This window comes from Sandaracinobacter neustonicus (assembly GCF_006385875.1).
Classification (GTDB): Bacteria; Pseudomonadota; Alphaproteobacteria; order Sphingomonadales; family Sphingomonadaceae; genus Sandaracinobacteroides; species Sandaracinobacteroides neustonicus.
This window is the reverse complement of the sequence record NZ_VFSU01000030.1, coordinates 14656-34100: the sequence shown is the minus strand read 5'-3', so window position 1 is coordinate 34100 and position 19445 is coordinate 14656. Positions and strand designations below refer to the sequence as shown.

Annotated in this window: 15 protein-coding genes; 7 read left to right on the top strand and 8 right to left on the bottom strand. The window is 67.4% G+C overall.

The genetic code is table 11. The annotated features are described in order from the left end of the window. Window positions 1-24 precede the first annotated feature (24 nt). From lgt to FJQ54_RS13180, 4 genes are all read left to right on the top strand, one after another. Entirely contained in the window at window positions 25-846 is an 822-nt protein-coding gene (gene lgt, locus FJQ54_RS13195; protein WP_235890455.1) for a prolipoprotein diacylglyceryl transferase, read from the top strand. Then, the gene (locus FJQ54_RS13190; protein ID WP_140928888.1) at window positions 843-1901 is read left to right on the top strand and encodes a class I SAM-dependent methyltransferase; all 1059 of its coding nucleotides are present in this window, start codon (window positions 843-845) and stop codon (window positions 1899-1901) included. The genes lgt and FJQ54_RS13190 overlap by 4 nt, the downstream gene beginning before the upstream one ends. Then, the gene (locus FJQ54_RS13185) at window positions 1898-3700 is read left to right on the top strand and encodes an aminopeptidase P family protein (RefSeq protein WP_140928887.1); all 1803 of its coding nucleotides are present in this window, start codon (window positions 1898-1900) and stop codon (window positions 3698-3700) included. The genes FJQ54_RS13190 and FJQ54_RS13185 overlap by 4 nt, the downstream gene beginning before the upstream one ends. Window positions 3701-3806: 106 nt before the next feature. After that, the gene (locus FJQ54_RS13180) at window positions 3807-4472 is read left to right on the top strand and encodes a superoxide dismutase (protein ID WP_140928886.1); all 666 of its coding nucleotides are present in this window, start codon (window positions 3807-3809) and stop codon (window positions 4470-4472) included. Window positions 4473-4943: 471 nt separating this feature from the next. On the opposite strand, the gene FJQ54_RS13175 is transcribed toward FJQ54_RS13180, so the two are convergent. The 4 genes from FJQ54_RS13175 to FJQ54_RS13160 all read right to left on the bottom strand — a co-directional run bounded on the left by FJQ54_RS13175 (window position 4944) and on the right by FJQ54_RS13160 (window position 8416). After that, complete coding sequence (locus FJQ54_RS13175; RefSeq protein WP_235890454.1) at window positions 4944-5615, bottom strand: potassium channel family protein; 672 nt, start codon at window positions 5613-5615, stop codon at window positions 4944-4946. Then, on the bottom strand, window positions 5605-6933 hold the full coding sequence (locus FJQ54_RS13170; protein ID WP_207790430.1) for a TrkH family potassium uptake protein: 1329 nt from the start codon (window positions 6931-6933) through the stop codon (window positions 5605-5607). Before FJQ54_RS13170 ends, FJQ54_RS13175 begins: the two co-directional genes overlap by 11 nt. 118 nt (window positions 6934-7051) lie before the next feature. Further along, window positions 7052-7651 (bottom strand): NAD(P)H:quinone oxidoreductase, encoded by a 600-nt coding sequence (gene wrbA / locus FJQ54_RS13165; protein WP_140928884.1) that lies wholly within the window; start codon window positions 7649-7651, stop codon window positions 7052-7054. Window positions 7652-7717: 66 nt separating this feature from the next. Further along, complete coding sequence (locus tag FJQ54_RS13160; RefSeq protein WP_140928883.1) at window positions 7718-8416, bottom strand: pirin family protein; 699 nt, start codon at window positions 8414-8416, stop codon at window positions 7718-7720. A gap of 114 nt (window positions 8417-8530) precedes the next feature. Here FJQ54_RS13160 and FJQ54_RS13155 point away from each other — a divergent pair, with 114 nt between their 5' ends. Beyond that, window positions 8531-9475 carry a LysR family transcriptional regulator gene (locus FJQ54_RS13155; RefSeq protein ID WP_140928882.1) on the top strand — a complete coding sequence of 315 codons (945 nt, stop codon included), beginning with the start codon at window positions 8531-8533 and terminating at the stop codon, window positions 9473-9475. Here FJQ54_RS13155 and mnmD read toward each other — a convergent pair. Together mnmD and FJQ54_RS13145 are read right to left on the bottom strand one after the other, a co-directional pair. Continuing rightward, window positions 9381-11114 (bottom strand): tRNA (5-methylaminomethyl-2-thiouridine)(34)-methyltransferase MnmD, encoded by a 1734-nt coding sequence (mnmD, locus tag FJQ54_RS13150; RefSeq protein WP_140928881.1) that lies wholly within the window; start codon window positions 11112-11114, stop codon window positions 9381-9383. The two genes, FJQ54_RS13155 and mnmD, sit on opposite strands and share 95 nt — an antisense overlap. After that, window positions 11111-11764, bottom strand: coding sequence for a peptidylprolyl isomerase (locus FJQ54_RS13145; protein ID WP_140928880.1), 654 nt, complete (start codon window positions 11762-11764; stop codon window positions 11111-11113). Before FJQ54_RS13145 ends, mnmD begins: the two co-directional genes overlap by 4 nt. A gap of 47 nt (window positions 11765-11811) precedes the next feature. Here FJQ54_RS13145 and phhA point away from each other — a divergent pair, with 47 nt between their 5' ends. Both phhA and FJQ54_RS13135 read left to right on the top strand, forming a co-directional pair. Further along, window positions 11812-12660: a phenylalanine 4-monooxygenase gene (gene phhA / locus FJQ54_RS13140; protein WP_181160160.1), complete on the top strand. Its 849-nt coding sequence runs from the start codon at window positions 11812-11814 to the stop codon at window positions 12658-12660. Window positions 12661-12982: 322 nt separating this feature from the next. Next, a complete protein-coding gene (locus tag FJQ54_RS13135) occupies window positions 12983-16309 on the top strand; it encodes a hybrid sensor histidine kinase/response regulator (RefSeq protein ID WP_140928878.1) in 3327 nt (1108 codons plus the stop codon). Window positions 16310-16718: 409 nt separating this feature from the next. Here FJQ54_RS13135 and FJQ54_RS13130 read toward each other — a convergent pair whose 3' ends face one another. Both FJQ54_RS13130 and FJQ54_RS13125 read right to left on the bottom strand, forming a co-directional pair. After that, window positions 16719-17414, bottom strand: coding sequence for an NAD-dependent deacylase (locus FJQ54_RS13130; RefSeq protein ID WP_140928877.1), 696 nt, complete (start codon window positions 17412-17414; stop codon window positions 16719-16721). Then, window positions 17414-19435 (bottom strand): amidohydrolase family protein, encoded by a 2022-nt coding sequence (locus FJQ54_RS13125; RefSeq protein WP_140928876.1) that lies wholly within the window; start codon window positions 19433-19435, stop codon window positions 17414-17416. Before FJQ54_RS13125 ends, FJQ54_RS13130 begins: the two co-directional genes overlap by 1 nt. Window positions 19436-19445 lie beyond the last annotated feature (10 nt).

Below are 19445 nucleotides of genomic sequence, written 5' to 3'. Positions count from 1 at the left end.
CATACAGCCGATATGAAGCGCGGCATGGAATTTTTCCAGACACCTGTCGAATGGGCCAGCCTTGGCCTTGATCCCGTGGCTTTGCAGATCGGGCCGCTCGCGCTCAGATGGTATAGCCTTGCCTATATCCTCGGCATCATCGCCGGCTGGTGGCTGCTGCTGCGCATGGTGCGGCGGCCCGGCTCGCCGATGACGGCGAAGCATGTGGACGATCTCGTCACATGGTGCACGCTGGGCGTGATCCTGGGCGGGCGGCTGGCCTATGTGATCTTCTATAACCCACGGCAATATATCGAAAATCCGCTGGATGTATTCAAACTGTGGGAAGGCGGGATGAGCTTCCACGGCGGCCTCACCGGGGTGATCCTTGCCATCGTGCTCTATGCCCGCTCGCAGGGGCTGTCGGCGCTCCGCATCCTCGATTATGTGGCGGTTGTGGCCCCCATCGGGCTGCTGCTGGGGCGCTTCGCCAATTTCGTGAACGGCGAATTGTGGGGCCGCCCGACAGACGGCACATGGGGCATCATCTTCCCCGATGCCGGGCCGGAACCGCGCCACCCCAGCCAGCTGTATGAGGCGGCGCTGGAAGGGGCGATGCTGCTGATCCTGCTGAACCTGTTGTTCTGGGGCACGCGGGCGCGGCTGAAGCCGGGGCTGCTGGGGGGGATTTTCATCACCGGCTATGGCCTGTCGCGCTTCGCGATCGAATTCTTCCGGGAGCCGGATGCGCAATTGGGCGTGCTCGCGATGGGGATGACGATGGGGCAGCTGCTCTCGCTGCCGATGATCCTGTTCGGGCTGTGGCTGCTGGCAACGCTGAACCGGCGCGAAACAGCCCAGCTATGATTGCCGACATCGAGGCGCTGCTGCGGCGCGAGGGGCCGCTGCCGCTGGCGCGCGTGATGGCGCTGGCGGCGGATCATTATTACGCCACGCGCGAGCCCTTCGGGGTGGCGGGCGATTTCGTGACGGCCCCGGAAATCAGCCAGATGTTCGGCGAACTGATCGGCCTGTGGCTGGCCGATCTGTGGCAGCGCGCCGGATCACCCGCGCCGGTTGCGCTGGCCGAGCTGGGGCCGGGGCGCGGCACGCTGATGGCGGATGCCCTGCGCGCCATCGCCAAGGCCGCGCCGGGGCTGCGCGCGGCACTCAGCGTGCAATTCGTGGAGAAAAGCCCCCGCTTGCGCGCGCTGCAAGCCAAGGTGGTGCCGGATGCCACATGGCATGACGATCTCTCCACCCTGCCGGATGACCGGCCGCTGCTACTGGTGGCGAACGAGTTTCTGGATGCGCTTCCCCTCACCCAGTTCGAGCGCGTCGAAGACGGCTGGGTGATGCGCCGGGTGGAGATCGGCTCGGCCGGGCCGCGCTGGGATCGCTCGGTGGGGGCCAATCTGGCCTTCCTGCCCGCCGAGATTCGCGATGCGCCGGTGGGGCAGGTGCATGAGCGCAATTTCGGTGCGGAACAGGTGGCCGCCGCCGTCGCCCGCAGGCTGGCGGCGCAGGGCGGCGCGGCGCTGTTCATCGATTATGGTTATGCGGGGCCTGCCACGGGCGACACGCTGCAGGCGTTGAAGGGCGGGCACTATGCCGATCCGTTGCAGACGCTGGGCGAAGCCGATGTGTCCGCGCATGTGGATTTCGCCGCCATTGCGCGCGCGGCCCGCCCGAATGCGCAGGTGTTCGGGCCGGAAGCGCAGGGCATGTTCCTCGAATCATTGGGGCTGGCAGATCGCGCCGAGGCGCTGAAGCGGCTGGCCAGCCTTGAGCGGCGCGCGGAAATCGAGGCGGCGCATGTGCGGCTGACCGCGCCGGGCGCAATGGGGCGGCTGTTTCAGGCGCTGGCACTCGTCGCAGAAGGCTGGCCGGTTCCGGCGGGCTTCCCTATATCCGCCGGATGACCAGCCACGCAGACCGACTCGCCGCCCTTCGCCAGACCCTGAAGGCAGAGGGGCTGGATGGCTTCATCGTGCCGCTGACGGACGAGCATATGTCCGAATATGTCGGCGGCTATGCGCAGCGGCTGGGCTGGCTGACGGGCTTTCAGGGCAGCGCGGGCACGGCCGTGGTGCTGGCGGATGCGGCGGCGATCTTCGTGGACGGGCGCTATACCATTCAGGTCCGCTCGCAGGTGGATGGCGGGCTCTACCAATATCGCTCCGTCCCGTCGGAGCCGGTGGCGGGCTGGCTGGCGGAAACCGCGCCCGCCGGTGCGCGCATCGGCTATGATCCGTGGCTGACCACGCGCGCCTTCCTGCGCGGCGCGGAAAGCCAACTGGCACGCAAGGGGATTTCGCTGGTCGCCGTGAAGTCCAACCCGGTGGATGCCGTGTGGGCGGATCGGCCCGAGCCGCCGCTGACCCCGGCCGAGATATTGGGCGCGGAATTCACCGGCCGCAGCTCCGCCGACAAGCGCGCGGCGATTGCCGCCGAAGCGAAAAAGGCGGGCGCGGGCGCGGTGATCCTGTCCGCGCTCGATTCCATCGCATGGGCCTTCAACATTCGCGGGCATGATATTTCTCGCACGCCGGTGGTGCGCGCCTTCGCCATCGTCCGCGACGATGGCAGCGCCACCTTGTTCACCGCGCCCGCGAAGATCTCCGCCGAAGTGCAGGCGCATCTGGGGCCGGACGTGGCAGTGCAGCCTTACGAGGCCTTCGGCCCGGCGCTGGAAGCGCTGGAGGGCAAGGTGCTGCTGGACCCTTCATCGTCTGTCGCGGCGATTTATGAGGCGCTGGGGCGTGGCAGGGCCAGCCTCATCGAAGCGCGCGACCCCACCACTTTGCCCAAATCCGCCAAGAACCCGGTGGAGCTGGACGGCATGCGCGCCGCCCATGTGCGCGACGGGGCGGCGATCAGCAAATTCCTGCATTCCGTGGACGCGAAGCCGCCGGTGGACGAAATCGACGCGTCCGACCGTCTGGAAGCCTTCCGCCGCGAATCCAACCTGCTGAAAGACCTCTCGTTTGACAGCATCTCCGCCGTGGGGCCGAACGCGGCGCTGCCGCATTACCGCTCTGAACCCGAAAGCAAGCGGGCGTTCGCGGGCGAGGCGATCTACCTGATCGATTCGGGCGGGCAATATCCCGACGGCACCACCGACATTACCCGCACGGTGGCGCTGGGCACGCCGACGGCGGAAATGAAGGATCGCTATACCCGCGTGCTGAAGGGGCATATCGCGCTGGCCATGGCGCGTTTCCCGCGCGGCACGCGTGGTGGGCAGCTGGACATTCTCGCCCGGCAGTTCCTCTGGTCCGCAGGGCTGGATTACGCCCATGGCACCGGCCATGGCGTGGGGCATTTTCTGGGCGTGCACGAAGGCCCGCAGCGCATCGCGGCAGCCGTCGGCGCGCCCGGCGTGGACGAAGTGCTGCTGCCGGGCATGGTGCTCTCCAACGAACCCGGCTTCTACAAGGCGGGCGAATATGGCATCCGCATCGAAAATCTGGTGATCGTGACGGAGGACAGCCGCCCCGGCGACGAGCAGCCGATGCTGGCATTCGAAACCATCACGCTGGCCCCCATTGATCAGCGGCTGATCGAGCCCGCGCTGCTGACGGCCGCCGAGATCGACTGGCTGGACAGTTACCACGCCCGGGTCCGCGCCGCGCTGGAGCCGCAACTGGACGGCCCGGCGCGCGACTGGCTGATCGCCGCCACCGACCCGCTGCCGAAGGCGGCGCGAGAAGCCGCCTGACGCGATGGCATTTTTCACCCACTAACCGCGCGTTTTTCGCCGGTTCGTCCATGCTGCCGAAACCTTCGGCGGCTAAACCAGTTCACTCAACGATTGGAGATCCAACATGCCCGCCAAGTTCAGCCTTCCGCCGCTGCCGTTCGAACCGACCGCGCTGGCCCCCGCCATTTCGGCCGACACCTTCGCCCAGCACCACGCCGGCCACCACAAGGCCTATGTGGACAAGCTGAACGCGCTGGCCGACGAGCATGACTTCACCGAAACCAGCCTGCTGGAAATCATCCGCGAAACCGCCGACGTGGACCCGGAAGATGTCTCTGAACAAGTCTCCGCCGGGGACATTTTCGTGCACGCCGCGCAGCACTTCAACCACAGCTTCTATTGGAAAAGCCTGAGCGCGGACGGCGGCGAACCCACGGGCGAACTGCTGGCCGCCATCGAGCGCGACTTCGGTTCCGTGGAAGCGCTGAAGAAGGCCATCGTCGACAAGGGCGTGGACCATTTCGCCAGCGGCTGGGTGTGGCTGGTGTCTGACGACGGCAAGCTGGAGCTGCTGGGCGGCCACGACGCGCAGACCCCGGTGATCGACGAGGATCTGAAGCCGGTGCTGGTGCTGGATGTGTGGGAACACGCCTATTATCTGGACCATCAACGCGCCCGCAAAGCCTATCTGGACGCAGTGACGGCCAAGCATCTGAACTGGGCGTTTGCGGCCGAAGCCTATGCGGCTGAGAGCGTTGAGGATCTGGGGCTGGGGATCGGCAACGGTTGAGCTGGTTGGGGGTGTTTTGAAGGGGTTCCACCCCTTCACCCCGGCAGGGGCGTGACGCCCCTGCACCCCCGGAGTTTTTAGCCCCTCCTCCTTCAGGGGAGGGGTTGGGGTGGGGGCCATCCGCTGGGCGCGAGGTTGGAGTTCATTGCCTGCGGCGCTTTGGGGAGTTTCCCGCCCACCTCTCCACACGTCGCCGAAGACCAGCTGGACCCCGGATCAAGTCCGGGGTGACGGTTGTGGGTGTGGGGAGGTTGGCGGGTTTGGCCCGGCGTCGCTCCCCTCTCTCCAACTCTCTCCCCAACGGGGAGAGAGAGCCGTGTAGCGCCGCAGGCAATCGAATCTCATCACATCCACGACGTGGAAGTTCGGGCGCGACGTGAATTTTGAGGGTGCAGGGAAATCATTTCCCTGCCGGGTTCCAAGGGCAGAGCCCTTGGCCGCGCGGCGCGCAAAACCCAGCCCCACGCCCCATCACGTCAGCGCCGCAAACCGCTCCACAGCGTCAGTAGCGCCGGAGACGATGAGCAGGTCCGACAGATAGACGACGGTATCCGGGATGGCGTGGATGAAGGGTTCGCGGGGGCGTTTCACGCCGACGATCGTCACGCCATGGGCTTTGCGGACGTCGGTTTGCAGCAGGGTTTTGCCGGCCATGAAGCGGGGGACGCGGGTTTTCACGATGGCGAAATCATCGTCGAACTGGATGAAGTCGATCATCTTTCCCGTCACCATATGGGCGACACGTTCGCCCATTTCGGCTTCGGGGAACACCACGTGGGTGGCCCCCACCCGTTCGAGGATACGGCCGTGGTTGGCGTTCACGGCCTTGGCCCAGATGTCGCGGCAGCCCGCGTCTGCCAGCGCCACCACTGTCAGCACGCTGGCTTCGATATCCGATCCGATGCCAACGACGGCGTGCTCCATATCTCCGGCGCCCAGTTTTTTCAGCGCAATGGGGTTGGTGGTATCGGCCTGCACCACATGGGTGAGTTCTTCGGAGAGCGACTGCACCACGGCCATGTCCTGATCGACGCCGAGCACTTCATGGCCCACGCGTGTGAGCGAACGGGCAACGGCGGAGCCGAAGCGGCCGAGGCCGATCACCATGACGGGCGGAGCCGGTTTCGCCTTTTCAGCCGACAATCGGTTTCTCCTCTGGATAGCGGATGGGGGAATAGCGCGACGGCACCGCGAGGATCGCCGCCAGCGAGATGATGCCGACGCGGCCGACATACATGACGAGGATGATGATCATCTGCCCGGCGGGCGGCATTTGTGCGGTGAGGCCGGTGGAGAGGCCTGCGGTGGCGAAGGCGGAAATCACTTCGAACATGATGCGTTCCACCGGGGCCTTTACGAAGCTGGCCAGCACCAGCAGCGCCAGCGAGACGACGCCCACGGCGGTGAGCGCGACGGCAACGGCCTGCCGCTGCACATCGGGGCAGATGCGGCGGCGGAAGGCGACGGAATCCTTGTCGCCGCGAATTTCGCTGAGCACGACGAAGCCCAGCAGCAGGAAGGTGGTGATGCGGATGCCGCCTGCGGTGGAGGCACTGCCGCCGCCGATCAGCATCAGGCCAGACGAGATCAGCAGCGTATCCGGCCCCATCGCCCCCGGATCGTGCAGGCTGAAGCCCCCGGAGCGGGTCATCACCGAATGGAACAGCCCGCCCAGCAGCTTTTCCGAGAGGCCCGCGCCGCCCAGCGTGGCAGGGTTCCCCCATTCGAACAGCAGCACGGCGGCCATGCCGATGAGGGTGAGGCCGAGGCTGCCCCAGAGGGTGAGCTTGGTGTGGATGGACCAGCCTGCGGGCTTGCGCCATTCGCGGTGCAGTTCCAGCAGAACGGGGAAGCCGACCCCGCCCATGATCACACCGATCATCAGCGGGATGGCCAGCAGCCAATCCGCCCGGTGCGCGGCGAGGCCGCCGGGCAGGGTGGAGAAGCCCGCGTTCACATAGGCCATCACCGAATGGAACAGGCCGTGCCATAGCGCCTCCCCCAGGGGCAGGCCATAGTGCCAGAAGCGCAGCGCCAGCCAGATGGCGAGGATGGCCTCGGTGACCAGCGTCACGCGCAGCACCAGCTTCAGCACGTTGCGGATATCGCCCAGATCCAGCCGCTTCATCTCGCTCTGCGCCATCAGCTGGCTTTTCAGCCGCAGCTGGCGCGTGACGAGCAGGCCGATCAAAGTCGCCCCCGTCATGATGCCGATGCCGCCGATCTGCGCCAGCAGCAGCAGCACGACATGGCCGAACGGTGACCAGTAGGTGGGGGTATCGACGATGGTGAGACCGGTGACGCAGAAGGCCGAGGTGGCCGTGAACAGCGCGACCAGCGGCGGCGCGCCGCCTTCGCCGGAAAGGCCGCCCGCCCGGGCGATGGGCATGGCCAGCAGCAGCGTGCCGATGCCGATGCCGATCAGGAAAGCCAGCGGGATGGCGCGTTCGGGATGCGCCACGGCCTTCCGCCCGCTCCCCAAGGATCTGAAAGCCCCGTCCACGGCGGGAATCCTGCCATGGCCGGGGGATGGTTGCAATCCGGCCGCGGGGGCATGCTCCCCGCGGCCGCAATCAGCTTCAGGCCTTCAGCTTGGCAGCCACTTCCGCGGCATGCTTGCCAAGGAACTTCGCGCCGTCCAGCTCGTTCTGGCTGGGCAGGCGGCTGCCGTCTCCGTTGGCGATGGTGGTGGCGCCATAGGGTGAGCCGCCGGTGATTTCATCATTCCGCATCTGGCCGGGGAAGCTGTAGGGCAGGCCGGTGATCACCAGCCCATGGTGCATCAGCGTGGTGAGGATGGAGAATAGCGTGGTCTCCTGCCCGCCATGCTGGGTCGCGGTGGAGGTGAAGGCCGCGCCGACCTTGCCGATCAGCTTGCCCTGGAACCAGAGGCCGCCCGTCTGATCCCAGAAGTTCGCCATTTGCGAAGCCACCCGGCCGAAGCGGGTGGGCGCGCCGACGATGATGGCGTCATAGTCCGCCAATTCCTCGACGGTGGCGATCGGAGCCTTCTGGTCGGTCTTGAAATGGCTGGCCTTGGCGACGTCATCCGGCACCAGTTCCGGCACGCGCTTCACAATCGCTTCGGCACCGGTGGAACGCGCGCCTTCGGCCACGGCTTCCGCCATGGCTTCGAGGTGGCCGTAGGACGAATAATAGAGAACGAGAACCTTGGTCATTTCACTGCTCCTTCAACTGCAACGAAAAAAGGAGGCCCCGCCCGGGGTGGGCGGGGCCTCGGCTGATCACTTCAGGGCGTCGACAAGGACAAGCTCGCTGTCCTCCAGCGCCTCGATGGTGAGGGTTTCGACATCGCGGATGGCCACGCCGTCGCGGGCGTTCACCTCCGTGCCATTCACGCGGAACTTGCCTTCCGCGCCGACGAGATAGCCGACACGGCCCGGTTCGAACCGGTAATCCGTGCTGCTGCCCGCCTTCAGCGTGGCCCCCAGCACTTTCGCCGGGGTCTGGATCGGCAGCGCGCCGGTGTCACCCAGCCCGCTGGCCAGCGGCACGAAGCTGCCGGAGCGATCGCCCTTCGGGAAAGGCCGTGCGCCCCATGCGGGCTTTGCGCCCACCGTTTCCGGCATGATCCAGATCTGGAAGATGCGGGTTTCCTCGTCTTCCAGATTATATTCCGCGTGGCGCACGCCGGTGCCCGCGCTCATCACCTGCACGTCGCCGGCTTCGGTGCGGCCGCGATTGCCCATGCTGTCTTCATGGGTGATCGCGCCCTTCCTCACATAGGTGATGATTTCCATGTCCTTGTGCGGGTGCGGCGGGAAGCCGGATTGCGGGGCGATGATGTCATCGTTCCACACCCGGATCGCCCCCCAGCCCATGCGGGCAGGCTCGTAATAATTGGCGAAGCTGAAGTGATGGTGCGCATCCAGCCAGCCATGGTTGGCGGCACCCAGCGTTTCGAACTTGCGGACTTCGATCATCGGTCGATCTCCTCCTCGCTTCGGCATCCAAGGCCGGAGCGATTGAACGCCCCTTCATTTAGCGGCCTTGATGAGTTAGAAAAGTGGAAGGATCGAAAGGAATCATTTCAGAAAATGCATGTTCCCGATTTCGAGGCGTGGGATCTGTTCGTCGCCGTGGCGGAAGCGGGCAGCTTCGCGGGCGCGGCGCGGACGCGGAACCTCTCTGTCCCCACCGTCTCCCGCGCGGTGGCGCGGCTGGAAGAGCGGCTGGGCGCGGCGCTGTTCCACCGCACCTCGCGGCGGCTGTCTCTCTCCGCGCTGGGGCAGGAGGCGCTGGGGGAGGCGCAGGCGCTGGTGCTCTCGGCACAACGCATGGAGGAGCGGCTGGGCGAGGCGACCACCCTGCCCGCCGGGCCGATCCGGCTGGCCGCGCCGTTGGAGTTCGGCCGCGCCCATATCGCCCCGCTGCTGCCGGACTTTCTGGCGCGGCACCCGCAAGTCTCCATCGATCTCAGCCTTGATGACGCGCGAATCGACATCGTGGCGTCGGGCCATGATATCGTGCTGCGCATCGGCCAGCTGGCGGATTCCAGCCTGATCGCCCGGCGACTGTGCGCGGTGGAGCGGATGCCTGTGGCCAGCCCGGCCTATCTTCAGGCGCATGGTCGGCCGCTGCACCCGGCCGATCTCGCGAAGCATCTGTGCCTGATCTACAGCAATGTGACGCCGCCAGACGTATGGCGCTTCGCCGGGCCGGAAGGCGCGGAGTATAGCGTGACGGTGTCCGGCCCGCTGACGGCGAACAGCGGCGGGGCGTTGAACCCGGCCTGTCTGGCGGGCGCGGGGATCGCCTTGCAGCCGGATTTTCTGGTGGCCGATCTGCTGGCGGACGGGCGGCTTGAGGCGCTGCTATGCGACTGGCGGCCGCCTCCGATGGGGCTGTACATGATCACCCCGCCCAGCCCGTTGCGCCCGTTGCGGGTCAGGCTGCTGATGGACTGGCTGGCGGAAAAGCTGCGGAATCCCCCTTGGGCGCGAAGCGGGACGGGTCCAGCAGCCGCGCCATCGCGGGGGTGAGCGGAGAAGGCGTGCCCGCGATCTCCGCCGCCACATGTTCGGCCAGCAGCGGGGCGAGCGCGAAGCCGCGCCCGCCGAACGCGCCCAGCATGTAAAGCCCGTCGCCCAGCGTGCCCGCGATGGGTTGATGATCCCCGGCGGCGGCGCGCACGCCAGCGATTGCGCCCAGCTTTTGCGACGCCAGCGCGGCGGCAAGCTCCGGCTTCACGCGGGCGAGGGTTTCGAGATTGTGCTGCTGATCCTCCGCGCGGACGGACGGGTCGGCATCGCCCCGGCCGTGGGTTGCGCCAAACAGCAGGCCGTCGTCGGTCGGGACTATATAACCGCCCCAGCTGGTGGGCGGGCCTTGCAGCGGAACGGTCGCGGTCGTCACCTGCCCGCGAATGGGGCGCAGCGGCAGGCCGGAGAGCGCCGCGCTGCCGAACCCGGCGGCGATCACCACGGCATCAAACGGGCCTTCACCTTGCACCTGCCAGCCGTCGCCGACGCGGGCGATGTTATCCACGGCAAGCGGGCGAACCGGCCCCAGCCACGCCGCGCGCAGCCGTTCGGGTGAGACCACCAGTGCGTCGCGAAGCGCCAGCGCCTCGCCGCTGCGCGTGAGACCGGCGGGCGGGAACAGGCCGGAGTCGAGGGTGGCATCCGCGCGAGCCAGTTCCGAGGGCTTCAGCAGCCGCTGCGCCCCGCGCGCGAGGATGGCGTCCGGCGCGGTGCGGTTGATCCGCTCCACCGCGCGGCGGAAAGCCAGCGCGTGCAGCGCAGAGCCCGCCTCGCTGCCCGCTGCGAGCCGGGGGGAGACGAGCGCCGCCGGGTTGCCGGAGGCCATAGGACCGTCGGCGAAGATCGTCGGTTCGATCCCCAGATCGCGCAGCGCCAGCGCCAGCGATGCGCCCGCGATTCCTGCGCCGATGATCGCCACCTTGGGCAGCGGCGGATCGGTGGGTTCGCCGGGGCGGTGCGCCGCCAGCCGCTCCCGCTTGCCGGTGAAGCCGGGCAGCCGCTCCACCGTGAAACCGGCGGCCGCCAGCCCCCGGCGGACGAACCCGGCGACAGACCATGTCGCGGCCCGCCCGCCCGGCGCGGTGCGTTCCCCGACCAGTGCCAGCACCTCCGCCGACCACATGTCCGGGTTTTTCGCGGGCGAGAAGCCATCCAGAAACCATGCGTCCGCCCGGCCCTGCCAACCGCTGAGCGCCGCAGCGACATCGTCGATCAGCAGATCAAGCGTTGCGCCCAGCGCCGGAAAGTCGATCCGATGCAGCCCGCGCGCGCCATCCGGCCATCGCGCCAGCAGTTGCGCGGCAAGGTCGGCCAGCTCCGGGAAGGCCGCCAGCGCGCGGGCGGCATCGGCCTTCGCCAGCGGAAAGCCCTCCACCGAGAACAGGTGCAACGTCGAATCTGCCGGACGGCTGATCGCCCATGCGTCCAGCACCGCCAGCATGTTCAGCCCGGTGCCGAAGCCCAGCTCGCCAACGGTGAAGCGCCGCCGCCCCTGCCAGCGCTCCGGCAGGCCGCAACCGGCGAGAAACACCGCCCGGCTCTGCGCCAGTGCCCCCGCGCGGGAGGCATAGACGTCGCCGAAGCGCGCAGAGGTCAGCGTCTCCCCGTCCCAGGCGGCGCCCGGGTCGGCCGGTGTCACTTCGGAACGCGGCGGGCCGTGGTGACGGGCACAGGCTTGGCGATCATCTGCCCCTTCATCGCCCCCACCCCTTCCGTCGCCGACACCGGCGCGGCGAGGATTTTCTTCACCGTATCCATCCCCTCCACCACGCGGCCGAACACGGCGAAGCCGGGGTCTTTCGGGCTGGCGTCCAGCGTGGAGAGATCACCCATGATGATGAAGAAATCGGATTGCGCGCTGCCCGGCGCGCCGCGTGCCATGGCGATCGCCCCGTCGCGGTTGGAAAGGCCGGTCTTGCTGGTGGGTTCATGGGCGATGGGTGGGAGCAGCTTCTTCTGATCGCGCTGGCCGCCCTGAATCAGCCCCAGATCGGGGCGGCCGGGGAAGGTGAGCGCGCGATAGAAGGTGATTCCGTCGAAGCGTTTCTGATCCACATATTTCAGGAAATTGGCGGAAGTGATCGGCGCGCGTTCCGTATCCAGCTCGATGACGATGGGGCCTTCCGCCGTTTGCAGCTTCACCCGTTCCGTCTTCCAGACCTTTGCCGGGGGCGGCGCTTCGGCGGCGGGTTGCGCGGCGGACGCTTCGGCAGGCGGAGCCTCCGTCTGCTGCGCGGCAAGGGGTGTGGCGGCGAGCAGCAGGGCTGCAACAATGGGCAAACGAATCATGCGCCTGAGCGTAGTCGCCCGCGCGGATAACTGCTATCCTGTGCGGCATGACACATGTACTGACTGCGCCGCCCGAGGGAGCGGCTTCGGACTGGACCATATCGCAAGGCTGGGAGGCCTATAGCAAGGCGGAGCACGCCTTGTGGGACAGGCTCTATGCCCGCCAGACGGCGCTGCTGCCCGGCCGCGCCCACCCGGCCTTCATGGACGGGCTGTCCCGGCTGGACCTTGGAGCGGGCGGAATTCCCGATTTCCGTCGCCTGTCGGAAAAGCTGGAGCGGCTGACGGGCTGGCAGGTGGTGGCAGTGCCGGGGCTGGTGCCGGAAGACGTGTTTTTCGAGCATCTGGCCAACCGTCGTTTCGTGGCGGGCAATTTCCTGCGCACGCCCGAGCAGATTGATTATCTGCAGGAACCCGATGTGTTCCACGATGTGTTCGGCCATGTGCCACTGCTCGCGAACCCCGTGTTCGCCGATTATATGCAGGCCTATGGCGAAGGGGGCCTGCGTTCCATGCACTATGGCGCGCTGCACAAGCTGGCGCGGCTGTACTGGTATACGGTGGAATTCGGGCTGATCGAAACCGACGAGGGGCTGCGCATCTGCGGCGCGGGGATCGTCTCTTCGTTCGGGGAAAGCCGCTTCGCGCTGGACGATCCAAGCCCCAACCGGCTGGGCTTCGATCTGAAGCGGGTGCTGCGCACGCAGTATCGGATCGACGATTATCAGCAGGTCTATTTCGCGATCCCCAGTTTCGAGCATCTGCTGGACGTGACGCTGAACACCGATTTCGCGCCGCTGTATGCGGAGCTGGAGGCGCTGCCGGATCTGGAGATTGATGTGATTCTGCCGGGGGACCGGGTGCTGACGCGTGGGACGCAGGTTCGGGTGGCTTGAAGCGCGTTTTGAAGGCGGTGGATCAGGCCCGGCGGTGACACCCCCTCTCCAACTCTCCCCCTTACAGGGGGAGAGGGCTTCGTAGCGCCGCAGGCAATCGAATCTGATCACACGCACGCGGCTGGAGATGGGCCGCAACGCCAATGTTGAGGGTGCAGGGAAATCATTTCCCTGCCCGCCGGAGGCAAAAAAGCTGTGCGCCGCCCCCCACCCCAAAACTTGACCTCCCCCGCGTTTCCGCGCTTTGTCGCCGCCCGGAGTGCCGGGTGGTGCGTTTCGGGAGGGTGGGTTTGCGAGTGAACGGGTGCATGACGGCTTGACCATGCTGCCGGCGCTTTTCGTCATCCTGTATGGCGCGGGGTTGTTCTGGCTTGCCGCCCGGACGGAGCGTCGGGGGATTCCGCATCGGTTGCAGCCGTGGGTGTTTCCGCTGAGCCTTGCGGTTTATTGCACCAGCTGGACCTTTTTCGGCGGCGTGGGTTCGGCGGCCAGCGTGGGGCTGCCGTATCTGTCCATCTATCTGGGGCCGGCGCTGCTGTTTTTGCTGGCACCGGGGTTCCTGTCCCGGCTGGCGGCGCGCACGGCGGAGGGGCGGGCGTCCTCCATTTCCGATTTTCTGGGCCAGCGTTACGGGCGCAGCCGCAGTCTGGCGGCGCTGGTGGCGGCGCTCGCGCTGCTGGCGGCGACGCCCTATATCGCGCTGCAATTGCGCTCTGTTTCGATGAGTTTCGAGGCGGTTTCAGGGCTGGGCCGCTCGCCGGAGCTGTCGTTCCTGATCGCGGCGCTGCTGGCCACCTTCTCCATCAGCTTCGGTGCGCGGCGGGTGGAGGTGACGGGGCGCAACCCCGGCATCGTCGCAGCGGTTGCGGCGGAAAGCCTTGTGAAGCTGATCGCCTTCGTGGCGCTGGGGCTGTTCGCGGCATGGCTGCTGTGGCGCAGCCCGCAGATTTCATCCGTGGCGGGGGCGACGGCGCTGGCTTCGCGGATGAGCGGCAGCTTCGGCCCGGACTTTCTGATCCAGACCTTGCTGGGCGCGCTGGCTATCCTGTGCCTGCCGCGGCAATTCTATTTGGGCTTCGTGGAGGCCCCGGACGCGGCGGCGCTGCGCCGGGCGCGCTGGCCTTTCGTGGCCTATCTGGCTCTGATTTCGCTGATGGTGCTGCCGCTGGCGGCGGCGGGGCTGGCGCTGTTGCCGCCCGGCACGCGGCCCGATCTGTTCGTGCTGGCGCTGCCGCTGTCTGAAGGGGCGCGGGGGCTGGCCTTGCTCGCGTTTCTGGGCGGCTTTTCGGCGGCGACCGGGATGGTGATCGCGGAAACGCTGGCGCTTTCCACCATGGCCGCGAACGATCTGCTGGCCCCGCTGCTGATCCGCGCCCGGCTGCGCGAAGGCACCGATCTGGGGCGGTTGATGCTGCGGGCGCGGCGGGTGATCATCGTGGCGATCCTGCTGGCGGCATGGGCCTATGCCGAGGCGATCGACGATGCGGCCTCGCTCGCCGCGATCGGCCTGATCGCCTTTGCCGGGGTGGCGCAGTTCGCGCCCGCGCTGATCGGCGCGGTGTCGTTCCGGTTCGAGAACAAGCAGGCCGCGCGCGCCGGGCTGATCGCCGGGCTGGCGCTGTGGGCCTATACCCTGTTCCTGCCCTCGTTTGGCGGGCCGGGGCTGGTGGGCGTTCTGGATGGCGCGTCGGCCGGGCTGCTGAATCCGCAGCGGCTGTTCGGGCTGGATCTGGGGTCGGCGCTGGTGCACGGCACCTTGTGGAGCCTTGGCGCGAACTGCGTGGCGCTGTTCGCCTTTGCGCGTTTTGGCCGGGCGCGCAGCGGCCCCGGCAATCGCGATTCCAGCTTTGGCCATGTGACGACGCTGGGCGAACTTACGGCGCTGGCCGGGCGCTTCGCCGGGGACCGGGAGGCGGAGATCGCGCTGGCCCCCTTCGGCGGGCCGGACAGCTCAATCAGCGGCCCGGCCGCGCGCCGCGCCGAACAGATGATCGCCGACGTGATCGGCGCGCCCTCGGCCCGGCTGATCGTTACCTCCACCATGGCCGGGTCCGGCCTTGGCGTGGGCGAGGTGGTGAAGCTGCTGGATCGTTCCGGCCAGTCCCTGCAATTCTCCCGGCAGATGCTGGAGGCGACGTTGCAGGCGATCGACCCGGGCGTTTCCGTGGTGGACCGGCGGCTGCGGCTGGTGGCGTGGAACCAGCGCTATCTGGACCTGTTCGATTACCCGGCCGGGCTGGTGGAAGTGGGCCGCCCGGTGGCGGACCTGATCCGTTACAACGCGCTGAGCGGCGAATGGGGGCCGGGCGAGGCCGATGCGCATGTGGAGCGGCGACTTTACCACCTCGCGCGCGGGCTGCCGCACAGCTTCGAGCGTCTGCGCCCTACTGGCCGCTGGATCAAGACGGTGGGCGCGGCCATGCCGGGCGGCGGCTATGTGATGAGCTTCACCGATATCACCGCCGAGAAGGCGCAGCAGGAGGAACTTGAAGCGCGCGTCGCCGAACGCACCGCCGATCTGGCCGCCGCCAATTCCGCGCTGGCAGAGGCCAAGGCCGCTGCCGAAACGGCGACGCGGGAAAAGACGCGGTTCCTCGCCGCGGCCAGCCACGATCTGCTGCAACCGCTGCACGCCGCGCGGCTGTTCCTCTCAGCTTTGGAGCGACAGACGCCGGACCCGGCGCGGCCACTGCTGGATTCGGTGTCGCAATCCATCGCCTCTGCCGATGGATTGCTGCGGGCGCTGCTGGACGTGTCCAAGCTGGACGCGGGCGGGATCAAGCCGCGCCCCGCGCCCTTTTCCGCGCGCGAACTGGTGGAGGAGCTGGGGCTGGAATTCGAAGCGCTGGCCGCCGAAAAAGGCCTGCGCCTGCTGGCGCGCAGCGTGGACGCCATGGTGGAAACAGACCGCGAATTGCTGCGCTCCATCCTGCTGAACTTCCTGTCCAACGCAGTGCGCTATACCGCATCCGGCAGCATCGCTTTCACCGCGCGGCGGCGCGGCGGGATAATCCGCTTCGCCGTGGCAGACAGCGGGCCGGGCATCGCCGCCGATGCGCAAGCCCGCATCTTCCGCGAGTTCGAGCGGCTGGACGGCGGCGCGCCGGGTGTGGGGCTGGGGCTGGCCATCGTGGAGCGCACCGCGCGGCTGCTGAACACGCCCGTCCATCTCCGCTCCGCGCCGGGCCGGGGATCGGTGTTCGCGGTGGATATCCCGGTATCAGCAACGGCACCCGCCGAGCGCCGCGCCGCACCGCCACCCGCCCGCGCCGCCGCCGTCGGCCTGCGCGTGCTGTGCGTGGACGACGACCCGGCCGTGCTGGAAGCGCTGGGCGCGGCACTGTCCGCCCATGGCCACGAACCGCTGCTGGCCGCCACCGCGCTGGAGGCCATGGCGCTGGCGCGCAGCCACCGCCCCGCCGCCGCCATCCTCGATTACCAGCTGGGCGACGGGCCGGACGGGTTGACACTTGCCCGACAATTGAGACGTCGGGACCCCGCCATGCCCATCGCCATGGTGACAGCCTCCGCCGCAACCGGGCTGGACTGGCGACTGCGGCGGCTCTCCATCCGGCTGTTCGCCAAACCCGCCGACCCCGCGCGGCTGTTCGCCTTTCTGGCGGAGAGCGGGCGGGCGGCGGCTGAGTAGGTTTGGCGGGGGCGTTGGAGGCCTCCGGCGGGGCGGGCTCTGCCCGCCACCCGGCAGGGGCGTGACGCCCCTGCACCCCCGACGTTTTTAGCCCCTCCTCCTTTAGGGGAGGGGTTGGGGTGGGGGCTGACCGCTGGGCGCGAGGTTGGAGGTTTATTGCCTGCGGCGCATTTCGTTGCGCGTGTTGTGATGTCAGTGGATCAGGCCCGGCGGTGAAACCCCCTCTCCATCTCTCCCCCTTGCAGGGGGAGAGGGCTTTCGTTGCGCCGCAGGCAATCAAAGCGGATCGCCCGCACGGCGCTGGAGGTTAGGCACAACGCCAATTTCGAGGGTGCAGGGAAATCATTTCCCTGCCGGGTTCCAAGGGCAGAGCCCTTGGCCTTTCGTCCTGCGGCAACCCCTCCCCCGCTCAACCCAGCAATTCGTCCACCAGTGCGGGCACCAATGTACCGGCCGGGCCGAGTCGGCTTTCGTGGAAGCGGTTGCTTGTCATGGAGGGGTCGAGGTTGAGTTCGAGGCAGCGGGCACCGGCGTGGCGGGCGAGGTCTATGAAGCCTGCGGCTGGATAGACGTTGCCGGATGTGCCGATGGAGATAAACAGGTCGCAGCCCAGCAGCGCGTCTTCGATGGCCTCCATATGGTAGGGCATTTCGCCGAACCAGACGATGTCTGGCCGCAGGTGGCCGGAGAGGGTGCACGCCGGGCAGGCGGGGTTCTCCAGCAGCGGGCCGGTGCAGGGGGTTCGCCTGTCGCAGGCGGTGCACCATGCGCTGTTCAGTTCGCCGTGCATGTGCAGCAGGCGTTTCGATCCGGCGCGGTCGTGCAGATCGTCGACATTCTGGGTGACGAGCAGCAGTTCGCCGGGCCATTCGGCGTCCAGCCGGGCCAGCGCCTTGTGCGCGGCGTTGGGCTGCACGGAGGACAGGGCGGCGCGGCGTGCATCGTAGAAGCGCTGCACCAGCACGGGATCGCGCCGGAATGCCTGCGGCGTTGCGACGTCCTCCACGCGGTGGCCTTCCCACAGGCCGTCTGGCCCGCGGAAGGTGGGAACGCCGGATTCGGCGGAGACGCCCGCGCCGGTGAGGATGACGATGTTGCTGGCCATCAGCTGGCCGGTTTGAAACCCGCACCACCCACGGAAGGCGCTGCCGCGAAGGGCTTGATGCCCAGCGCTTCATAGGCCTGTTCGGGGAAATAAACGGTGCCATTCTTCACCACCATGGAGATCGCCTTGATCGCCTTGATGTCTTTCACCGGATCGCCCGGCAGCAGCATGAAATCGGCCATCTTGCCGGGTTTCACCTCGCCATAATCCGCGCCGCGCTTCAGGTGGGCGGACGAATCCAGCGTGGCGCGCTTCAGCACCTCAGCGTTGCTCATGAAGTTGGTGTAGAGTTCCAGTTCGCGGTGATACCAGAAGCTGCCGCCCATGTCCGTGCCGGGCACGATCAGCACGCCGCCGTCGTTCAGTTTCTTCATCACCGCCAGCGTGGTGTCGAACGCCTTCGAATAGGCGCGGTCATCTTCCGGGGTGGAGATGTCCAGCATCGGCTGCTTCAGGTCGCGCTGGATGCCGATGGGCATGTGCGAGGCCCAGTCCACCGCGCCCGGCGGCAACTGACCTTTGCGGCCGCGCGTGGCGGTTTCCATGATGATGAGGGTGGGATCGTGCGCGATATGCTTCGAGATCATCAGGTTGATGGTCTTCTGCGCGGCGGGGCTGTTCAGATCATAATCGGCGAAGCGCTTCAGCGCGGTGATGCGCAGCAGGGTGCGGGTGTCGTCGCCGGGTTGCAGCACCCAGTTCAGCATGAGCTGGTTGGAATGGGTGATCTCGTCATAGCCGGCGAGGATCATGTCATCGGTGGTGGTGAAGGCGGGCACATGGCCGGCCACGTTCAGGCCCGCCGCATGCGCTTCCTTCACCATGGCGGGCACCCAGGCCGGGTTGATGCTGGTGTAGATTTTGATCTGGAACACGCCGTCTTTCGCGGCGTTGCGCACCGCCTGCACGGCGTCCGCCTCATTATCCACCACCACGGTCGCCTGCGCGTTGGTCTTGCTCTTGCCTTCGATGAAGGCCGAGCGGACGACGCGCGGGCCTGCCAGTTCGCCGGATTCGATGCGCTGCACCAGCTTGTCCAGCACGGGATCGTCATTGCCCATGTCCCGCGCGGTGGTGATGCCCGCCATCAGGTTCAGCAGAGCGTCTGACTGGCCGAGGTGGGCGTGCATTTCGTTGAAGCCCGCAAGGATGGTGCCGCCCGCGCCATCCACAACGGTTTCGCCGCGCTTCGTCACGCCGGGGCCGTCGATGGCGGCAATGCGATTGCCCTTCACCAAAACAGAGGCCGGGGCGGAGAGCGCCAGCTTCGCGGGATCGAAGATGCGCACATTGGTGATGCGCAAATTGCCCGCCGGCTGCTTCGCAAGACTGTGCACCGTGTCGGTCAGGCGCTTGGTGTCCCATTCGGCCACCATGGCGCGCAGCCGGGCTTCCTCGCCCTCCAGTCCCTGTTGCAGCATGACGAATTCGGGGGTGGCATAGGCCACCAGCCGCTTGTTCGAATCGAGGAAGATGGTCTGCCGGTCGAGATCGATGCCCGAAAGCGTGTAGGCCGTGGCGGAGACCGTGCCGGAGGCGGATTTCAGTGCAACGGGGGCCAGCTGTTCCAGCTTCAGTTCACCGCCGGGGAGCGCCGGAAGCTTGCCGCCCGCGTTGCTAAGCGCGCGGGCATAGAGGCCGAGTGCGAAGGGGCTGGCCCCTTGCGCGACATAGAGGGTGGGCGTGGAAACCGTCGCGGTGCCGGGGCCTGTCGCGTCTGTCCAGCTGGCGGTGCCGTTGGAGAGGGTGAAGCTTTCGTCGACTTTGCTGCCGAAGGTGGTGCTGCCGGTGACACGCCAGCTGGTGGGCAGGCCCGCCGCATCCACCGTCACGCTCTCGTTGATGGTGGGGCCGCGGCCGTTGTTCTTGTAATCATAGACGATGCTGGTGCTGCCGTTCGCCTCGTCTGCGATCAGGGTGCCGACGGTGCGCCCGCTGAACAGCACGGAATAGCGTTCCTGCGCCGCAAGCAGCGGGCTGGCGATGGCGAAAAGGGCGACGAAGCCGACGAGTTTTTTCATGCGCGCACTT